Source organism: Rossellomorea sp. H136 (assembly GCF_056838065.1).
The window spans coordinates 659609-676273 of the sequence record NZ_CM166371.1 but is presented as its reverse complement, the minus strand read 5'-3'; the positions used below and the strand labels follow the sequence as shown (position 1 = coordinate 676273).

At 42.3% G+C, this 16665-nt stretch carries 25 protein-coding genes; 3 read left to right on the top strand and 22 right to left on the bottom strand.

Annotated features, from left to right (window positions below):
* Positions 1 to 40 precede the first annotated feature (40 nt).
* The gene (gene cidR / locus ACYH0O_RS03490; RefSeq protein WP_482631157.1) at positions 41 to 934 is read right to left on the bottom strand and encodes a cidABC operon transcriptional activator CidR; all 894 of its coding nucleotides are present in this window, start codon (positions 932 to 934) and stop codon (positions 41 to 43) included.
* A 119-nt stretch (positions 935 to 1053) separates the two neighbouring features.
* Here cidR and ACYH0O_RS03485 point away from each other — a divergent pair, with 119 nt between their 5' ends.
* A complete protein-coding gene (locus ACYH0O_RS03485) occupies positions 1054 to 1845 on the top strand; it encodes a class I SAM-dependent methyltransferase (RefSeq protein WP_482631156.1) in 792 nt (263 codons plus the stop codon).
* 85 nt (positions 1846 to 1930) lie between these two features.
* Here ACYH0O_RS03485 and ACYH0O_RS03480 read toward each other — a convergent pair whose 3' ends face one another.
* The 9 genes from ACYH0O_RS03480 to ACYH0O_RS03440 all read right to left on the bottom strand — a co-directional run bounded on the left by ACYH0O_RS03480 (position 1931) and on the right by ACYH0O_RS03440 (position 7151).
* A complete protein-coding gene (locus ACYH0O_RS03480; protein ID WP_482632488.1) occupies positions 1931 to 2221 on the bottom strand; it encodes an RNA polymerase alpha subunit C-terminal domain-containing protein in 291 nt (96 codons plus the stop codon).
* Between the two features lie 296 nt (positions 2222 to 2517).
* Positions 2518 to 2766 carry a hypothetical protein gene (locus ACYH0O_RS03475; RefSeq protein ID WP_482631155.1) on the bottom strand — a complete coding sequence of 83 codons (249 nt, stop codon included), beginning with the start codon at positions 2764 to 2766 and terminating at the stop codon, positions 2518 to 2520.
* A 271-nt stretch (positions 2767 to 3037) separates the two neighbouring features.
* Complete coding sequence (locus ACYH0O_RS03470; RefSeq protein WP_482631154.1) at positions 3038 to 3130, bottom strand: hypothetical protein; 93 nt, start codon at positions 3128 to 3130, stop codon at positions 3038 to 3040.
* A 174-nt stretch (positions 3131 to 3304) separates the two neighbouring features.
* Positions 3305 to 3619 (bottom strand): hypothetical protein, encoded by a 315-nt coding sequence (locus tag ACYH0O_RS03465; protein ID WP_482631153.1) that lies wholly within the window; start codon positions 3617 to 3619, stop codon positions 3305 to 3307.
* A 125-nt stretch (positions 3620 to 3744) separates the two neighbouring features.
* On the bottom strand, positions 3745 to 3984 hold the full coding sequence (locus ACYH0O_RS03460; protein WP_482631152.1) for a hypothetical protein: 240 nt from the start codon (positions 3982 to 3984) through the stop codon (positions 3745 to 3747).
* A 14-nt stretch (positions 3985 to 3998) separates the two neighbouring features.
* Entirely contained in the window at positions 3999 to 4397 is a 399-nt protein-coding gene (locus tag ACYH0O_RS03455; RefSeq protein ID WP_482631151.1) for a hypothetical protein, read from the bottom strand.
* 76 nt (positions 4398 to 4473) lie between these two features.
* On the bottom strand, positions 4474 to 5115 hold the full coding sequence (locus ACYH0O_RS03450; RefSeq protein WP_482631150.1) for a uridine kinase family protein: 642 nt from the start codon (positions 5113 to 5115) through the stop codon (positions 4474 to 4476).
* 15 nt (positions 5116 to 5130) lie between these two features.
* Entirely contained in the window at positions 5131 to 5382 is a 252-nt protein-coding gene (locus tag ACYH0O_RS03445) for a hypothetical protein (RefSeq protein WP_482631149.1), read from the bottom strand.
* Positions 5379 to 7151 carry a M3 family oligoendopeptidase gene (locus ACYH0O_RS03440; protein WP_482631148.1) on the bottom strand — a complete coding sequence of 591 codons (1773 nt, stop codon included), beginning with the start codon at positions 7149 to 7151 and terminating at the stop codon, positions 5379 to 5381. The genes ACYH0O_RS03445 and ACYH0O_RS03440 overlap by 4 nt, the downstream gene beginning before the upstream one ends.
* A gap of 256 nt (positions 7152 to 7407) precedes the next feature.
* Here ACYH0O_RS03440 and ACYH0O_RS03435 point away from each other — a divergent pair, with 256 nt between their 5' ends.
* The gene (locus ACYH0O_RS03435; RefSeq protein WP_482631147.1) at positions 7408 to 8331 is read left to right on the top strand and encodes a bifunctional helix-turn-helix transcriptional regulator/GNAT family N-acetyltransferase; all 924 of its coding nucleotides are present in this window, start codon (positions 7408 to 7410) and stop codon (positions 8329 to 8331) included.
* 147 nt (positions 8332 to 8478) lie between these two features.
* On the opposite strand, the gene ACYH0O_RS03430 is transcribed toward ACYH0O_RS03435, so the two are convergent.
* The 11 genes from ACYH0O_RS03430 to ACYH0O_RS03380 all read right to left on the bottom strand — a co-directional run bounded on the left by ACYH0O_RS03430 (position 8479) and on the right by ACYH0O_RS03380 (position 14517).
* Positions 8479 to 9897, bottom strand: a complete 1419-nt coding sequence (locus ACYH0O_RS03430) for a bifunctional metallophosphatase/5'-nucleotidase (protein ID WP_482631146.1) — start codon at positions 9895 to 9897, stop codon at positions 8479 to 8481.
* Between the two features lie 52 nt (positions 9898 to 9949).
* The gene (locus ACYH0O_RS03425; RefSeq protein WP_482631145.1) at positions 9950 to 10222 is read right to left on the bottom strand and encodes a SunI/YnzG family protein; all 273 of its coding nucleotides are present in this window, start codon (positions 10220 to 10222) and stop codon (positions 9950 to 9952) included.
* Between the two features lie 217 nt (positions 10223 to 10439).
* Positions 10440 to 10982, bottom strand: a complete 543-nt coding sequence (gene lepB, locus ACYH0O_RS03420; RefSeq protein ID WP_482631144.1) for a signal peptidase I — start codon at positions 10980 to 10982, stop codon at positions 10440 to 10442.
* A gap of 197 nt (positions 10983 to 11179) precedes the next feature.
* Entirely contained in the window at positions 11180 to 11602 is a 423-nt protein-coding gene (locus ACYH0O_RS03415) for a DUF4181 domain-containing protein (RefSeq protein WP_482631143.1), read from the bottom strand.
* Positions 11603 to 11634: 32 nt separating this feature from the next.
* On the bottom strand, positions 11635 to 12186 hold the full coding sequence (locus ACYH0O_RS03410) for an aspartyl-tRNA synthetase (protein ID WP_482631142.1): 552 nt from the start codon (positions 12184 to 12186) through the stop codon (positions 11635 to 11637).
* Between the two features lie 228 nt (positions 12187 to 12414).
* Entirely contained in the window at positions 12415 to 12993 is a 579-nt protein-coding gene (locus tag ACYH0O_RS03405) for a nucleotidyltransferase family protein (protein WP_482631141.1), read from the bottom strand.
* A 130-nt stretch (positions 12994 to 13123) separates the two neighbouring features.
* Positions 13124 to 13291 (bottom strand): hypothetical protein, encoded by a 168-nt coding sequence (locus tag ACYH0O_RS03400; RefSeq protein ID WP_482631140.1) that lies wholly within the window; start codon positions 13289 to 13291, stop codon positions 13124 to 13126.
* Positions 13292 to 13365: 74 nt separating this feature from the next.
* Complete coding sequence (locus tag ACYH0O_RS03395) at positions 13366 to 13743, bottom strand: hotdog domain-containing protein (RefSeq protein WP_482631139.1); 378 nt, start codon at positions 13741 to 13743, stop codon at positions 13366 to 13368.
* A 92-nt stretch (positions 13744 to 13835) separates the two neighbouring features.
* A complete protein-coding gene (locus ACYH0O_RS03390; RefSeq protein ID WP_482631138.1) occupies positions 13836 to 14090 on the bottom strand; it encodes a hypothetical protein in 255 nt (84 codons plus the stop codon).
* Positions 14080 to 14322, bottom strand: coding sequence for a hypothetical protein (locus ACYH0O_RS03385; RefSeq protein ID WP_482631137.1), 243 nt, complete (start codon positions 14320 to 14322; stop codon positions 14080 to 14082). The genes ACYH0O_RS03390 and ACYH0O_RS03385 overlap by 11 nt, the downstream gene beginning before the upstream one ends.
* Before the next feature lie 63 nt (positions 14323 to 14385).
* Positions 14386 to 14517 carry a hypothetical protein gene (locus ACYH0O_RS03380; protein WP_482631136.1) on the bottom strand — a complete coding sequence of 44 codons (132 nt, stop codon included), beginning with the start codon at positions 14515 to 14517 and terminating at the stop codon, positions 14386 to 14388.
* A 463-nt stretch (positions 14518 to 14980) separates the two neighbouring features.
* Between ACYH0O_RS03380 and ACYH0O_RS03375 the strand changes: the two genes are divergently transcribed.
* Positions 14981 to 15943: a nuclease-related domain-containing protein gene (locus ACYH0O_RS03375; RefSeq protein WP_482631135.1), complete on the top strand. Its 963-nt coding sequence runs from the start codon at positions 14981 to 14983 to the stop codon at positions 15941 to 15943.
* A gap of 48 nt (positions 15944 to 15991) precedes the next feature.
* Here the strand turns inward: ACYH0O_RS03375 and ACYH0O_RS03370 are convergent, their stop codons facing one another.
* Positions 15992 to 16636 (bottom strand): SDR family oxidoreductase, encoded by a 645-nt coding sequence (locus ACYH0O_RS03370; RefSeq protein WP_482631134.1) that lies wholly within the window; start codon positions 16634 to 16636, stop codon positions 15992 to 15994.
* Between the last annotated feature and the right edge of the window lie 29 nt (positions 16637 to 16665).

Below are 16665 nucleotides of genomic sequence, written 5' to 3'. Positions count from 1 at the left end.
ATCCACTTTTCCAAAATAGGCGACAAAAAAAGAGCATTCCTTAGTCAGAAATGCTCCCCATCAATCGTTCCTGGGTAAAGGTCAGCCACTCTTTTGTGGCATACGATAAGTATTGATTTTTTCTCCAAATAATGGCGAGGTCCCATTCGATGACGGGCTTTACGACGCGGATAGCGACGAGATCTTCCTTCAGCTGCTTATACACGCTGTTCGGCAGGATTGAAATCCCGAGTTCCGCTTCGATCATCTTCCCGATGAAGTCCCATTGAGAACTTTCAGACACCACTTTCGGAAGAAAACCTGCTTCTTTGCAAGCCCCGCGGATCCGGTCATTCAACGCAAAGTCCTTATTAAAGAGAATGAGCTGTTCGTCCTCAAGCTCTAACAATTTAACCTGCTTCCTGCCGGCCAATCGATGTGTCCTCGGCACCACGATCCGTAGTTCTTCTTTCATAAAAGAAAAATGGTGAAAGTCCTCCTCTGCAGCTGGCAGGACACCTACCCCCACATCGAGCTGATCTGCGAGGATATCTTCTTCAATCCGCTTTGTCCCATTCTCAATCAGCTGGAAAGTGATACCAGGGTACAGGGCATGGAATTCCCCCAGCACCTTAATGAACAGTCCCGCGTCCATGATCGGCGGCAGTCCGATGCGGAGATGCCCCCGTTGCAGACCGATCAGGTCATCGAGTTCATGCTGGACATTCTCGAATGCCTTATCGATTGTCTGTGCCTGCTTCAAAATCGCCCGTCCCGCATCCGTCAGCACGAGCTGCTTCCGGGAACGATCGAATAGCTCCACCCCAAGCTCATCCTCTAAATTTCTGATCATCTTACTGATCGTCGGCTGGGTCACAAACAAATGATCCGCCGCACGGGTGAAACTCTTGAATCGCGTTACTTCTATAAAATATTTCAAATGCCTGATGTCCACTTGCTCACCTTCTTCTGTTGGATAACATGGCACCATATAACCATAGCTATTTCTGCTAAAATAATCACATGCTGGAATGTCTTTTCCTCTATAATAATAACAAAGAATAGATGGTAAGGATGGAGAATCAATTGAATACAAAAGCAAACTGTCAAACCTGGATTCGAATGTACAAACTACTTATTTTCGGGGGTATTTCACTTCTGCTTCTCTTGGTCACATTATTCACCATTCCTGTATACCTGCGCCTCCTGTCAGGAATGCTCGCGTTGCCCTTTCTTTATATAACCTTTATCCTCTCCAATTCTGTTTACCAATTCGCAGCGTTCGGTGGAAATTATCAGTCGAAGATCCATGATTTGATCGTGTCCAGAGTCCGTGGAGATGAAAACATACTAGATATCGGAACAGGCAGTGGCTCCCTGATTATAAAATTGGCAAAGACTTTCCCCACATCCCGATTAACCGGAATCGATTATTGGGGAGGAAACTGGGAATATTCAAAAGCCCAGTGCGAGCAGAATGCAGAGATCGAAGGGGTCTCGGATCGTATCCATTTTCTGAAAGCAAGTGCCTCGAATCTCCCTTTCCAAGACGATGAATTTGATGTCGTTGTCAGCTGCCTTACCTTTCATGAGGTAAAAGATACCAGTAACAAAACGGACGTAATCAAAGAGGCACTAAGAGTATTAAAACCTGGAGGGGAATTCGTCTTCATGGACCTGTTCATGGATGAGAACACATTCGGGGATGCAAAAGAGCTATTATCTGCCCTGAAGCAACATGGCGTGTCTGAACTGAATAGCGACAAACTGGCTGATGTCTTGCACATGCCGAAGATCTTATTAAACAAAAAAGTATTAGGGAATGCGATGATGTTGAGTGGTAAGAATTCGAAAAGAAAAAGCTAAGAGCAGGACCTAATGCTCTTAGCTTTTTTATGTGGCTCATATTCAAGACCTTCTACCACTATTTATTTCTTCATTTACATTCTCCCTATTCCCTAAACGACAGCCCACTCTCCCCCAACACCTTCCGAAGCTTCGGTATAGAAGACGGTCCCATCCCATGAAAGGCGAGAATCTCTTTCTCACTGTATGTGGATAACGTCTGTAGAGACGTCAATCCATTGTTTTCTAACGCTCTTCTGGCTGGAGCGGAGAGTACGGAAAGAAATCCTGTATCTGGTTTTCGTTCCTTCTCACAAATAGGACAGGTTGGGCAATCGCTTTTTTTCACATATGTATGCCCTTTGTCACATATCTTCATGTTTTCATTTGGAGTCATGTTTTCACCTCTTTCTTTATTAATCCATTGCCTATACACTATCAGAGTAACCGAATTTAATAAGAGCGTCACTATGGGAAACACCATCGCTCCCATTTTGTCCATAAGCGCTGACCAGTCAACGATCGTGACCAGATATGAAAATATAGGAACAGCCATAATAGCGAAGATGCTAATAAAATCATGGTTCCCACTTACTACGATAATCCAATATATCACGATTGCAATGATTCTATTGATTTTTTCAGATCTAAACACTCGTTCTCAACATCTCGATAGTTGAAAACCGCAAAATTTTATGACTTCTTCGCCTTCTTAAGCGAGAGCATCAATGCTACACCAAATAGAATCGCAGACACCAACAAAGTCGTTCCTGTAGCGATGGGTGTCACAAACCCAATTATTAATAAAATAGTAGCCATTAATAACAAACCAATTATCAGGCATATCCCCCCTTTACCAATGAAACAGAACCATTTCTTCTCCAGCATAATATACCAGCAGGATCTAAATTCACACTCCCAGTTCCCTTCATCCTTTAGCAATTTTCAAAATCCCCTCGATAGCCTCTTAGGAATCGAACATCTGAAGGAATAGGGGGACCATCTTTCATCAATCTGCACCGGCACCTCCACCATCAGAGTAACAGGATGAAGGGCTTGGAAGTGGAATACTCCATTTCCATGAATTCGTCAGGACTCATGGGGATTCTGGTCAGATATCAGGAGAGCTGTAAGGGGGGCTACCCTTCTCTCTGTACAAGATATTCTTCCTGCAGAAGCCCATACACCGCACAGTCCTTATACTGACCTAGAATCACGGTTCATATGCCGAATTATCCGTATTATGGGCGGCGCTTAGTTTATGAGCGTTCATATGTATAAAGGCAAATTCGATGACTGCCTGCAATGCTTCGGTCCCATCCCCCTTATTCCACCAATCCTATCAAAGGGAATAACTAACCTCACAGTTCCTTGTTGACTGGTCAAAATCGTCTTGTTTGACGGACTGACACGATTATCGGTGATCCGTTCATCTGAAATCCAATGATCAAAGACGCTCTGCGTGTCGTCGAGCATCTTATTAAAAATAAGTAACCATCATAATAACAAAACTGATCAGCGTAAATAAGACAGCTCCATAAAACACTGAACCTACATTTGCTTTCAACTCATTGTCCTTCTGAATCTTCCATCCTGCCTCACTCGCTTCCAGGGTGGCCCCTTTAGATAAAGCACCACCGCTACTATTGAAAAAGAAAAGTCCAACGGTAATTCCGAGACCGATGAAAAAGCTCCATTCCCCGTAAGAAAAAGAGAACAGAATGCTCCCGATCCAAATGCCAATGGCAAGTATCACAGCCGTTACTAATGACGTTCGTGTTATGAATTTTTTCATATTCATTCCCCCTCGTATCACTTACATTTACGAATGGACCTTCGTGAAAGTTTCAATTTTCAGTCAACTTTGAATTGTAATACTTTCACTCCACCTGCAAAAACAATCTTTCTCAACCATTGAACTTAATTCGTTTTGTACAAGTACCAAATCAATAGAGATCCTGTCACATGAGGTAATATCTCGCTCATTATCCCTAAAACCATGAAAACCATTCCATACTGTTTTTTCTCGTAGTCCTTTTTTAAGACCAGCCCCACGCAAAAGGCGATGAAACCGTGAAGGATCGAGGGAGTGAAGAAGGGCAAAATGACCGATAACCAACCGACGAAGATCAGTATGTTAGTGCCTTTCTTATCTTTCATAGTATCTCTCCTGTTTAAATAGACTGATTTCTCGGAGCAGTCTTGAAAAATTCCTCTTTCACATAAATCGTATAAATCAAGACGATGACCGAAAAAACAAAATTCCCTATAAAGGGCTGTTGAGGTTCATTCGTTAATAATATGAAACTGATGAATCCAAATAGTACCGAGTACGTGATCAATAACCAAAAACCCCATTTCTTCAACCTCATGTACCCATAAGCCATCAACAGAGAAAAGAACGCCACAAATACTCTCATGATTCGTTCAGGTAAGAACGATACTCCAAACCGTTCAGAAATGCCAATGGTGTCAGCACCAGCCTGATAAAAAATAGCGGTGAACAATAATACGATACTACCAAAAATATAAAAATAGCCAATGATTGATACACCTAATGGTCTTTTCACCATTTTACCTCCTGTGGTTTATGTGTCATCTAACTAACTCAATACCAATTTTGCTAAAAAACCATAATTAGAACTGCACCTACTCTATGTCCTTTTCCACCCAATACCCCTCATCCGAACTCCTCACCACCACATCAAAATTCTCATGCTTCGGGTGCATAAAGACTTCATATTGAATTCTTCGCTCGTCGTGGGTTTTTCGTAAATACTCCACATCCATCCCTCTTTCGGAAACATCGCGGATTCCCCTTCTCACGAGCTCCGTCTCACCATCCGTATAGAAGTAAATCTTTAGGTCGTAAAGATCGGGATTGCTGAATGCAACAGACATCCCTTCTACAATCGTCACGTTATTTCTGGACGAGATGAGCTGACTTCGTTCATAGGGGACGTCAAGGGTGTAGAAATCCATTCCCTCCTTCACCATCTTGACGTCCCGGTCGAGGGCGAATAGATGATGGGCCGCAGGATGGCAGGCGGTCATCTTGGATCGATGGATTTCATTGTTGTACTCATATTGGATGGAGGTGTGTTTTCTGACGTCGGAATTGACGATATAGGGATCAGTGTTGATGTAATTGATTCCCTGACCTTCCAAAATCCTCAACAGTTTCTTCGCAAACGTAGTTTTACCGGAAGCTCCATGGCCTGAAATGCCGATGACCATTTTTCCATCCTGCTTGTTTAATCGATTGGCTATGTTATGTAAGGTCTTGTCCATGAACTCTCTCCTTATTTATAAGCTATTCTCAATCATCCCCGCTGACATCAATTTCTGAATCACCCTCATCCCTTCCTCATGCCGATCAAGATTCCGGTCTGGATCCCCCAGTTCATACATCCGATTCCGCATCCTTAATTGCTTGATAACCATTGTCAGTAAGAATCCGGCCAAGGATATATAAAGTAAGTAATCGAGATTGAAAAACAGCGAAACACATAATAATAGAATAGAAGGGAGGGCTATCAGCAACTGAAACTTTTTCATAGGGAAGCTGCCAATCTCACAAACTCCTCGCTATCTTCTACACACAACCTCATCCCTTTTTCCCAAAAGGCTTCTTCGGTAATGTCTTCTCCCAAATGCTTCATGACGAGGTCTTCTGCCGACATGCTGCCTGAATCCCGCAAGAGGTCCATGTAATGCTCCTCGAATCTTTTCCCCGTTTCCTTCGCCCTGGCGAAGAAGTTGAGTGCAAGTAAATACCCAAAGATGTAAGGAAAGTTATAGAAAGGAGATTCTGTTTTATAGAAGTGGGGCGTCCATACCCAGGAGTGTACCGGGACCTCATCAAGGGAACCTGCATAACCCTCTACCATGGCAGACTTCATCAGTTCGTTCAAGCGTGCTGCGGGGACAAACCCCTTTTTCCGTTCTTCGTGAAAGTCCTTTTCAAAGATGAACCGTGCATGTAGGTTCATGAAGTTCATGACGCTTCTCTTCAATTTCTCATCGAGGATAAACAGTTTCTCTTCCTCAGATTCCGCTTTTTCCATGGCCGCTTCGAGGATGATCATCTCCGCGAAGGTCGACGCCGTTTCGGCCAAGCTCATGGGATAGGATGTGTTCATCCCGTTCACTGATTTCATTGCATGGTTATGAAAGGCATGACCCAGTTCATGCACAAGAGTCAACACCCCTTTGAAGGTGCCAGGAAACGTGAGGAACACCCTGGACTCCCCTGTTAACGGGAATCCTGCACAAATGGGAACCGCAGACTTTCCAGGACGATTTTCCGCTTCGATCCAGCCTTCACGGAAAGCCTTCTCCGCGAACCGTCCCATTTCCGGCCCGAACGTACGAAATTGTTCCTCGATCAACGCAGCGGCTTCTCCGTATTCGATTCCTTGGTGATCGTGATTCATTGGGGACCAAAAGTGATAGGACTTCATTTTGGCATCCCCATTCATCCGGGCTTTCACGTTCAGATAATCACCAAAAGGTTCTTTATATCTCTCCATGACTGAAAACATGCTATTCAGCGTTTCTTCCTTCATCCGGTTTTGGGCGAGAGGAACATGGAGTACGTCCTCGATCCCCACGCTCTTATACATGTTTAACCTGAAACCGGCCAGATGATTCAGGATTTGCGCGAACTGCCCCTCATGCTCGGTCCACTTTTCCACCAGCGCCTCATGAGATTCTTTTCGAACCGAAGCATCGTGGTGCGAACGCAGATTGATAGCCTGTCCAACCGAGAAATCCTGACCCTCCACCTGGACCTTGATACTGCTCATGAACGATTGATAGAACTGCCCCCAGGCGTGGTACCCGTCTGCCATGAGCTCCGACACTTCCTGCACAGGCTCCCGGTCCGCTTCTTCCCGCCATTCATTCAAGATGAATCGATACCCCTTTAAGTCCTCTGAATCAAGCAAACTCTTCCATACTGATTCCTCCGTATGGGCTAATTTCCTTTTCAGGTCACTGGTCATAGAATCATATTTTGATTGAAGAACCGTGGTTTCCCCTCTGTAGAATTGTGCGCCCTGGTCTTTCGGATTTTCTGAAAGAAGACATATGGCGTAGGATCTTGCTTGTGATATAGACATCTTTATTTCTCTAAGATGATCAAGGAAGCCTGCTAGTTGATCCGAATCGCTAAGTGGATTCGTCCGCTTTTTCATGGTCTCCTCAAGCTTCATGATCTTGGCTTCCGTCTGTTTCATATGGTCATGCAATTCGGGTGATGTGCTTCCACCTTTGAAGATGCTGTCGAGATTCCATATTGGATTATATTTTGTTTGAGTCACCATTATCTCCCCCTATCAAGTTCCGAACGAAACGTATGTTCTTATTTTACCTTTTTTTGAACTATTTTCCAACTCTTACTTCAAAAGTTTTAATCTACTAATTTGAAGAAAGAATCATATATTGCGAAAGCGGATCAAAAACCATGTACCTGTTAGAATTTCTCCAGAGTACACATACCCAAAATATAGTTGACATTGTCAACTAATATACATTACACTTATTTTATTGAAAGATTCACGATCCCAAGGAGGTCTATTCATGAAATCAATTAATGGTATCGAGAAAATCCGTAAATTCAACAGATTCTATGCAAATGTACTTGGAAAGATTGATCAGGAACTGTATAACCAGCCTTTTTCACTAACAGAGGCCCGAGTCATAACAGACATTCATGAAAGGAACGGCTGCACCTCAACAGAGATAAGAGCGAACCTTGGAATTGATAGGGGCTATATGAGCCGGATCGTTCAACGCTTTGAAGACGAAGAAATTATTATGAAAAAGCAGGCCAGCCATGACAAACGCCAATATTCCCTTTACCTCACCGACAAGGGTACGGGCATTTATAATGATCTGGTTGAAAATGCAAATATCGGAGTAGCTAAAATGATTGAAAACCTGTCAGAAGAAGAACTCTCCCAATTAGTTTCATCTATGGAAACAATCGAAACCCTTTATACGAATGAACCGCAAGCCCAACCAGTGATTACCATCCGACCATTTCAACCAGGTGATCTTGGATACGTCGCATACTTGCATGGAAGGTTGTACGACAGGAAATATCAGTTTGGACCGATGTTCGAATATTACGTCATGAAAGGGTTGACTGAATTCATGATGAATACGGATGGAGGAGAACTATGGGTGGCTGAAGTAGATAGTGAAATCGTCGGATCGATTGCCATAACGAAGTCAAGTGATAGCGTTGCTCAGCTTAGGTGGTTCGTTTTAGACGAGAACTACCAAGGAATGGGCATAGGAAAACAGCTCATGGAGACTTCCCTTAACTTCTGTAAAGAAAATCTCTATGAACATGTATTCTTATGGACTGTGAGTACATTAACAACCGCTCGGCACCTCTACCAGAAATATCAATTTAAACTAACGGAAGAAAAGCCAAATGAAGAATGGACCGGGACTACTTTAATGGAAGAACGATGGGATCTCGATCTTTCTGAATAGAGGATCAATTGGAACTGAAAACAGTTTGCCAAGAGTCTGACCCCAAATTTCGACAAAAGGATCATCAGTTGAAATTTCGGGGTCATAACTCAAAAAGAAAATCCAGGTGACGGTCACTTTAAAAATCCCGTCCTGGTCACTGACATTCTATAGATTTAACATAACGGAATTTTTCCTGTAGACTCTTAAATAATTCATAAATACATCCTTCACCATCTCTGTCTTTCCAACTTCGATCAATGTGTTCCCCTTCACCGAAGCATATCCACATACTTCTTCGTACAATAACGGAGACCCGGTCCCTACCCTGTAGACCTTCTCTTCCACCAGGTTTTCCCCATTCACTTTAACATCAGAAATTATGCCGTCATGGTGACTCCACGTAACTCCAGAGAACGCTAAAGACCCAATCGGGATCCCATGAGGCCTGAATCCATTTCCGTATACCTGCTTGGAGGTAATCTCCCCATTAAAACTATCCTCTATCAGTTTCACAATTTGTTCACCTTTTAGCTCCATCAACACAGGGGAATGCATGCTTTTGCATCTGTTGTACACATCCCCCTTCGTCACATCACCGGATTCCAAGCCTTGGTCCACTGCGGCTCCCCCATACATAATACCAATCTCAGACTCCCAGTAGTCCCGAACGGAATCTGCCATTAATTGAATGATATCGGCATGAGTAAGGTCTTCCCTCGCCGTGAACAATACCTCAGACAAAAATTCATTCGTTTCCTCACGACCTTTTTCTAAAATGGCTTCCATACTGGCATCGGTTTCGGATTCGGGAGTGATTTCAACTAATTTTCCCTCGTACGATTCAATCTTATGAAGACCATTCTCGATAAGTAAGTCCAATTTTAACTCCCCTACATATTGCCCGTGAGACCCCGCTTGAACAATCACGACACCTGATTCCACAACGGGACTTTGAAGCACCGTATGTGAATGAGCCCCTACGATCACATCTACCAGGCCACTGACTTCTTTCGCGATCTCCACATCGGCACCATATCCCAGATGGGATAGAAAGACGATGACATCTGCCCCCTGCTTTTTCAATTCCACCACCGCTTTTTTGATGGCCGTAAGGGTTTCCCGATTCCTGAACCCGTGCTTATTCTCATAAAGATCCTCGAATTGATCGGTCGCTCCAAATAATCCAACCTTCACACCGTTATCCACTATCACGAGAAGCGTTTCTTTCATCCCACCGATGGGAGTCCCATCACCCTCTACAAGATTCGATAACAACCACGGCACCCCAGACTCCTGGCTATGCTTCCGTATCAACGCAGGTGTCGATCGCAGCAGCTCATTATTCCCCACCGACATCGCATGGTACCCGACATCCACAAGCATCTCTAAATGCATATGGCCATTCGTCGCCAGGCACTCATTGATGCTCATATCCAAATGATCCCCGCCATCCAGCAATAGATAACTTTCCCCTTGCGCCTTAAGCTCCCTGACACGTTTCTTTATGTACGCAGCCTGACGTACTACCAAATCATAGTTTCCGTGAAGATCATTGGTGTGAAGAATGGTGATTGTTTTGTTCATGTGTTTTCCCCCCATTTATAAGTGTCTACTTAACTCGATGTCCGCGTAGTGATCAGGAACGTGCTCTTTGTCCCCCAATGTACGACAAAATCTGCTCTTTCAAACCACCATTACTAGTGAACAGAATAAACGTTTCTGAACTTGTATGGATCACGACTCTATCCGTATGTCCATATGGATAACCAATTCTCATTGCTGTTTTCCCTTCACCGCTATATGTATCATCATTTCGCACTACTTTAATATCAGATAAAGGAATATTGAGGTTACTTAATTGCCACTTGATATTTAAGTTTTCGTCATTCTTTGATACCTTTATTTCCATATCTTTCACTCCTATCTTTATTCATATTTACGAAAATTCTGACAAAATTATTCAGATTTATGAATCATCATTGCTTTTCATATTCCTTATAAATCAAACCAATAGCCTCCATAATCTACAGGTCGGCAGCTTGATCGCGAAACCTATTCGGTAAATAAGTCGCTCCTAGCACTAGAGAAAAAGCTATTACGAATTTGTAGCGTCTTTCCAAAATAAACTACTCTCCCACAATCCTCATATCCTTAAGCGGATAAAAAACAACATTCGTAGTCCCAACAATCTTCTCCATAGGAATCGCCCCAATATGCCTGCTATCCTTACTATCCCTTCTGTTATCCCCCATCACGAACAGATGGCCTTCCGGAACGGTCAATTGTCCGACAGCCGTTTCCTCCAAGGTAAAAGGCCTGGTCAAATCCCCCTGTACATTCTCTTTTTGCTCATCAAGGTATGGTTCTTCATACGCTTTTCCATTCACATACAACGTATCATTTTTATACTCGATCTTATCCCCAGGCAGGCCAATCACACGCTTAATATAATCCTGTTCCTCATTTGCGTGAAACACAACGATATCAAAGCGCTCCGTGTCCCCTAATTTAGACACAATCATTCGCTCCTGGTCTTGCAGAGTCGTATTCATGGAAGAACCCTTGACCATGATTGGAGTGACCAAAAAAGTACGGACAATAAATACAACGACTAACGCTATCACCAAAGCTTTAACCCATTCTAAAACCACATTTTCCTTTTCAACCACGCTCTCCATCCTCTTCTCTTTCATAAAAATGAGATATGGCACCTTTTACATCGCTGCCCATTTGACTTTTTCTTACATACGTTTCAAACCGGTGAAAGTTTCATTAATTGGAAATTCACAAAAAAAGCTGAAGATCAAATGACATAACTGAACTCCAGCTTTTGGCCGTTAATTTAACAGGTACTTATTAAATATGATTAATCAAGCAAACTAAAAAAATCAGTACTGACAAACAATAACAGCGTTAATGACAGAAAGGCTAACTGAGAAATGGTGAATTTATAATCATTCCTATTTTCTGCGTATCGCTTCTCCATAAAAGCTGTAACCGTTTCAGACACAATGACAAAGGCAATAAGCAGGATATGAGTTTCTAAAAACCACATTCTTTCAAGTGGAGAAAGGGTAGCATTATAGATACCACCAACCACAATCAGGGTAGCGAAAGTAATTCTAATCGTCCAATCCAGGTTCTTATGTTTTTTATTCTTATGATGATAGGAGAAGAGCTTCTTCTTTTTCACTTTAAACAACTTTCTCATTCCCTTATTAAACAAAAATATCAATAAAGCATAACTCACTATAAAAAGAATAAATTTCAACCATAATTGATCCATCATACCGTCTTCCCCCTCCCTATATGTATTGGATTCTATAAATCTATCGAATCAATGACTTCCCGAGTATCCTTACGTAGCAGCTTAACCTGTTGAGCATTAAGATTTTTACCGCTTTCAACATACCAAAGATATAGCCCCTCCAATTGATATTCCTTTACTACTGAGGGTGATAACAGGGCCAAATTTAATAACGTAGCTTCTTGATCGTCAACAATCACCACTCTTTCATCACCATTTCTGATCAAACCATAAACCAAGCCATCTCCATGTCCTTGGATTCCTTGCAGCTTTTCATATTCTCTGCCAAGATCCAACGGCCCCCAGGTAAACACCCCGCTTTTCCACCCGAATATTCCCTTTCGAACCATTGTAGCCCCAAGATTGGTTTTATCTTTAATGAAAAAGTAAAGGGATTCATCCCCTATCTTGTAGGCAGGAATCAACTGGAGGTCCTTATCAACCGCCTGAATGGCTTTGTACGGTTCCGTATAAGAGTCCTGGTCTTCTGCATAAGCCCAGGTAGCAAATAGGGCAATGACAACTATAAATAAAAATACATATTTGAGAATTGTAGGCTTTTTCACGTTTTCTCCCTTCTTTATCTTAGGAAGGATCACCCGAAAATCTGAACACTGACTTCATATAATAAAAGTTTCGATGTGGCTTCATTACCTCGATCAGCTGAAGTCCTCTACGGTCAGTTATGTTTTAACCGAGGACTCGATTTAATAGATATTCCCTGCACGAGCACCATCATTGTTTCCAGCTCAATAACAGTATTAAAACTCCGACCTTTTTCCACAGAGGACCATCTACTCCCCCTTCTTTATATGATGAACAATAATCCCAGGCCAAGTCCCCTTCCAGTTCTTCCTCCTGATACGTTCTTCATAAATGGAAACTCGCTCTTCCGTCTCTTTGAAAAAAGAAGTCGGCTTCACTTCCAGATTGGTCACATCATCTAAACCACAAGGAGCGGTAAGAACCAATTGGCCTTCCCTGTCCATCTTCACTCCAAGAGCAGTGGCTGTCTCAGGAAACTTTGAAATCGCATCCTCAGAGGAAGTATAGGGGGGAAGATCGTTTACTACATGCATCCTCGCCTCATTTTTAACAGACCAGGGAATGAGAGGCATGATGGATCGTAATTCCGCTTCTAACCTTTTTTCGAGTTCTTCATCACAATTTTCTTCATCAAAATAGATGACATCCACATCTTGAGTATGGGTTCTCTCTTTATATCCATGGAGAGTATCCCATATTTTCGAACGTACAAATCCAGCGCATATCCACCAATCAGGTAGATCCAATGAGCTTGCAGTCTTAATAATATCCATCATGCCAGGGTCGTTCTCAATCAACTTGATGACATCTTCTTTATTTTTCAGCATTTAAAAATACTCCTCTTCCAATCTATTTCTACTCTAAAGTTCCCCCTCGAAATTGGTTATAACCTCTTCATCAACCAGAAGGCCAATTCGGTTTTCTTTTTGAGTGGCTACCATCTTAATTCCATTAACGTCAGTTGAATCCTCCAGAAAATAAAAACAAGAGGATGGTAATCAGAAATGCTTGTGCACAAGTAATCGTTATATCATTTTTCCAATGTGTCTTCCCAAACGGACTTAGCAATCTGGCAATCAGAAAACTGCATAACCATATGCTCATAAATGTAATGATAAAACCCATGATTCCCTCCCATATGTCGCTTGTGGTCCATCATGCTATCTCTCCAGAGTATTCGTCATTCCCAGCGAGTCAGATTAAAGTATTACTCCAGAAAACTCCCCTCTTAAAACTTCTTTTTCTTTCTGATTTCTGCATAAAAAAGAGGCGATGATAGCTGTTCTTCCATTTTCTGTTCTTTCATATTTTTCAATTTTCACTTCGCACATGATGGTATCCCCAGTAAATACTGGTCTTAAAAACTCAAAATTCATCTCACGAGCCAATACGTTATGATCTCCACCTACTTTAGTTGGTAAAGTAGCCGTTAACAATCCTTGAACCACTAGTTTTCCTTGTTCATCCGGCGTTAAATGATGAATCCCTTCATCACCTGAAATCCCGGTGAACAATACAACATCTTTTCTATTAAAAGTCCGTTCAAAGCTGATGATATCTCCTACTTTTAAAGTCATTTCCATCCCCCTATTGCTTCCGAATCAACAAAACCGTAGCCGTTATTGCTATTTTACAAATGAAAGAAAGTCGATGTTTTGCACTTACGGAACTAATCCTCAATATTTTTAGATAATAAAACAGTATCCCCAGTGAAATTACCTGTACATCGCTTCAAAATATACTGTTTCTTTCGACCATCTTCATTCGTCACCACATTTTCACACCGGAATTCTTCAATGAACTCCTCATCTACACTTCGATAAACGTGGACATCCTCCCCATTATAGGCTAATTCTTCAACCACTCTCTGTCCCTCAATCCCATACTGGATTACATTGATTTTTGCTTTTTGTTTATCTTTCATCTTTCAACTTATCAATAAAGGTATCTAAAGCTTCTAGATTACTCATGTTTCCGTGTTCATTGATTACTTCTTCTACGTTCCTCTTGGAGATTTGCTCATCATCTGAGAATCCATCCTTGATCATTTCTCTCGTCTCATCACCTTGAAATACAACGAACGCAACGATTGCGATCGTGCACAAAATGATACTTCCGAATAGAAATGAAGGAATAAATCCTTTTTTCTTAGTCATCTATGTCCCCCTTCACCATTTAATATCGGTTGTGAGAAATTTCATTGTTATGTATTCATATTTCTACTCTCTGAATTGTTTATAATCATCAATATAAAAAGCCACATAGCCGTAGTTCGAACAAACAGCCACTTTCGGTTTTGCCGACACCTTATTGAATAAACTTTTACGTTTTTTACTTATTATCTCGTACATGACACCCTCCACATTGACGTTACACTCTTTTACAATGAGTACATTCCATTTGACTCCCCGTAGCTAACTCCCAATTATTTCAAAATAGGCTGCTGATCACAATCATAAATTTTCACAAAAAAAAAGAATGACCACCCTCACGAAGGTCACTTTTTTTTCGGTATGATTCAGTTCTAAAATCCAGGAAATTCGACAAAGAGATCATAAAATGAAAAAGTGGATCATATCTCAGAATTCCGGATTACAAATGGTGTAAACCGGGTCATATTTTCAATAAGCGGATCATAAGTAGGGAAAACTGGTTCATAAAATCCTTACATGAAGAAAAAAACCTCGATAAGCCCTTCACCACGACTTTTTTCACGTTTAAAATCAATGAAACAACAATAATTTCACCCCAAAAGCAGGATTTTCACTCAATATGGAGAACTTTTCTATAACAACCCAACAAAGGAGTGATCCCTTGATCGTAAAAGAAAGAACCCCCCCTCGCAAACTTCTCCAAACCGAGGCCATCTTAAGAAGGCTGCAACCTCCAGACCATCCGAAACGCCCCATTATTGAACAGGATCTGAAGAAAAGAAAAGCGGGATACAACGGAGAAAAAGCCGTGGATTATCACTTAAGTTTCCTGACAGACAAGAAGTACATGATATTCAACGACCTGAAACTCCCCCTTGCACCGGATTACTTTCAGATTGATAGCCTTCTTGTGACTCCAAACTACTCACTCCCGATTGAAATAAAGAACATCGCCGGCACACTGACGATCGACCCGGAATTCAATCAACTTTCTAAACATTACCAAGGTATCGAAACCGGTTACCCCGATCCCATTACACAGGCGAAGCGACAGATGTTGTTCCTGCAAAAATGGTTTTATAACAACAAACTTCCGTGCCCGCCCATTGAATTCCTCGTAGTATTCAGCAATCCGTCAACCATTCTGAGAATGGCTGAAGGTCACAGACTCACCTCCCCATACGACAAAATGATTCATGCCCAAAATCTCGTCAGTGAAATCAGCAAACTCAATGCAAAATACAACGGGGAAGAAAATGAAATCATCGATCTCAAAAAAACCAAAAGACTTCTATTAAACCAGCATCAAGAACACCATTCACTCGTCCTGACCACCTATCAATTACAAGAAGCAGACCTGATAAAAGGGGTTCTCTGCGAACAATGCACAAGAGTCATGACCAGAATGACCGGTACCTGGTATTGTCCCCACTGCCGCCACTCATCCAAAACCGCTCACCTCCAAGCCATCGACGACTACTTCCTATTAATCAAACCAACGATCACCAATCGGGAATTAAGGGATTTCCTGCTGCTTCCTTCACGGAGAACAGCTGCCACTATTCTTCAATCCCTCAACATGAACGGATTAAAAAAAGGAGTCTTCTACACCCAATCATTTTAGATAAAAAAAAAAATGACCACCCTCAGGATGATCATTCCTTCTTCTCAATTATACGTTTCGAACAGCCTCTTCAATCCCAACATTTCCTGTGATCAAATCGAAGCCTTTATTAAATGTACGTTCTTCGTCCAGGCTCGCTACGATCGTGGCCGCTACATCTTCACGTGGAATCGATTCTCTTGATAGATTCTCTCCTGCGGTCACTTTCCCTGTACCCGCTTCATTCAACAAACCGCCAGGACGGATGATGGTATAGGTTAATCCGCTCTGTTCCATTGCACGGTCGGCAAAATGCTTTGCCACATAATACGGCTTTAAGGACTCGTTCCAGTTCTCACGATTATGAGCCTGCAGGGCACTCACCATGATGAACCGGTCGATTCCTGCCTGTTTGGCCGCCTCCATCGTTTTGACAGCTCCGTCTAAATCGATGAGCAATGTTTTATCCGCTCCCGTTTTGCCACCGGATCCGGCTGTAAATACAACAGCATCGGCACCCTTCATACCATGTGTAATCTCATCCACCGTTCCCTCTAAATCAACCAGTGAAGATTGGACCCCATCCTGTTCAAAGGCCCGGGCCTGCTCTTCCTTTCTCACAATGGCCCTTGGCGTATGCTCGCTGCTTTCTTTTAAGAGCCCTATCACTTGCTTCCCAATTTGTCCGTTCGCTCCTACTACTGCTACGTTCATATCCTCATCTCCTTATTCCGATAAATTTG

Coding starts and splice junctions, on each gene's coding strand:
- ACYH0O_RS03440 (WP_482631148.1), bottom strand. CDS start 7,151: ATGGTGACTCAAACAAAATATAATCCAATATGGAATCTCGACAGCATC.
- ACYH0O_RS03415 (WP_482631143.1), bottom strand. CDS start 11,602: ATGATGGATCAATTATGGTTGAAATTTATTCTTTTTATAGTGAGTTAT.
- ACYH0O_RS03485 (WP_482631156.1), top strand. CDS start 1,054: ATGGAGAATCAATTGAATACAAAAGCAAACTGTCAAACCTGGATTCGA.
- ACYH0O_RS03395 (WP_482631139.1), bottom strand. CDS start 13,743: ATGACTTTAAAAGTAGGAGATATCATCAGCTTTGAACGGACTTTTAAT.
- ACYH0O_RS03450 (WP_482631150.1), bottom strand. CDS start 5,115: ATGGACAAGACCTTACATAACATAGCCAATCGATTAAACAAGCAGGAT.
- ACYH0O_RS03455 (WP_482631151.1), bottom strand. CDS start 4,397: ATGGTGAAAAGACCATTAGGTGTATCAATCATTGGCTATTTTTATATT.
- ACYH0O_RS03385 (WP_482631137.1), bottom strand. CDS start 14,322: ATGACTAAGAAAAAAGGATTTATTCCTTCATTTCTATTCGGAAGTATC.
- ACYH0O_RS03435 (WP_482631147.1), top strand. CDS start 7,408: ATGAAATCAATTAATGGTATCGAGAAAATCCGTAAATTCAACAGATTC.
- ACYH0O_RS03445 (WP_482631149.1), bottom strand. CDS start 5,382: ATGAAAAAGTTTCAGTTGCTGATAGCCCTCCCTTCTATTCTATTATTA.
- ACYH0O_RS03380 (WP_482631136.1), bottom strand. CDS start 14,517: ATGTACGAGATAATAAGTAAAAAACGTAAAAGTTTATTCAATAAGGTG.
- ACYH0O_RS03425 (WP_482631145.1), bottom strand. CDS start 10,222: ATGGAAATAAAGGTATCAAAGAATGACGAAAACTTAAATATCAAGTGG.
- ACYH0O_RS03390 (WP_482631138.1), bottom strand. CDS start 14,090: ATGAAAGATAAACAAAAAGCAAAAATCAATGTAATCCAGTATGGGATT.
- ACYH0O_RS03405 (WP_482631141.1), bottom strand. CDS start 12,993: ATGCTGAAAAATAAAGAAGATGTCATCAAGTTGATTGAGAACGACCCT.
- ACYH0O_RS03430 (WP_482631146.1), bottom strand. CDS start 9,897: ATGAACAAAACAATCACCATTCTTCACACCAATGATCTTCACGGAAAC.
- ACYH0O_RS03465 (WP_482631153.1), bottom strand. CDS start 3,619: ATGAAAAAATTCATAACACGAACGTCATTAGTAACGGCTGTGATACTT.
- ACYH0O_RS03400 (WP_482631140.1), bottom strand. CDS start 13,291: ATGGGTTTTATCATTACATTTATGAGCATATGGTTATGCAGTTTTCTG.
- ACYH0O_RS03480 (WP_482632488.1), bottom strand. CDS start 2,221: ATGACTCCAAATGAAAACATGAAGATATGTGACAAAGGGCATACATAT.
- ACYH0O_RS03370 (WP_482631134.1), bottom strand. CDS start 16,636: ATGAACGTAGCAGTAGTAGGAGCGAACGGACAAATTGGGAAGCAAGTG.
- ACYH0O_RS03460 (WP_482631152.1), bottom strand. CDS start 3,984: ATGAAAGATAAGAAAGGCACTAACATACTGATCTTCGTCGGTTGGTTA.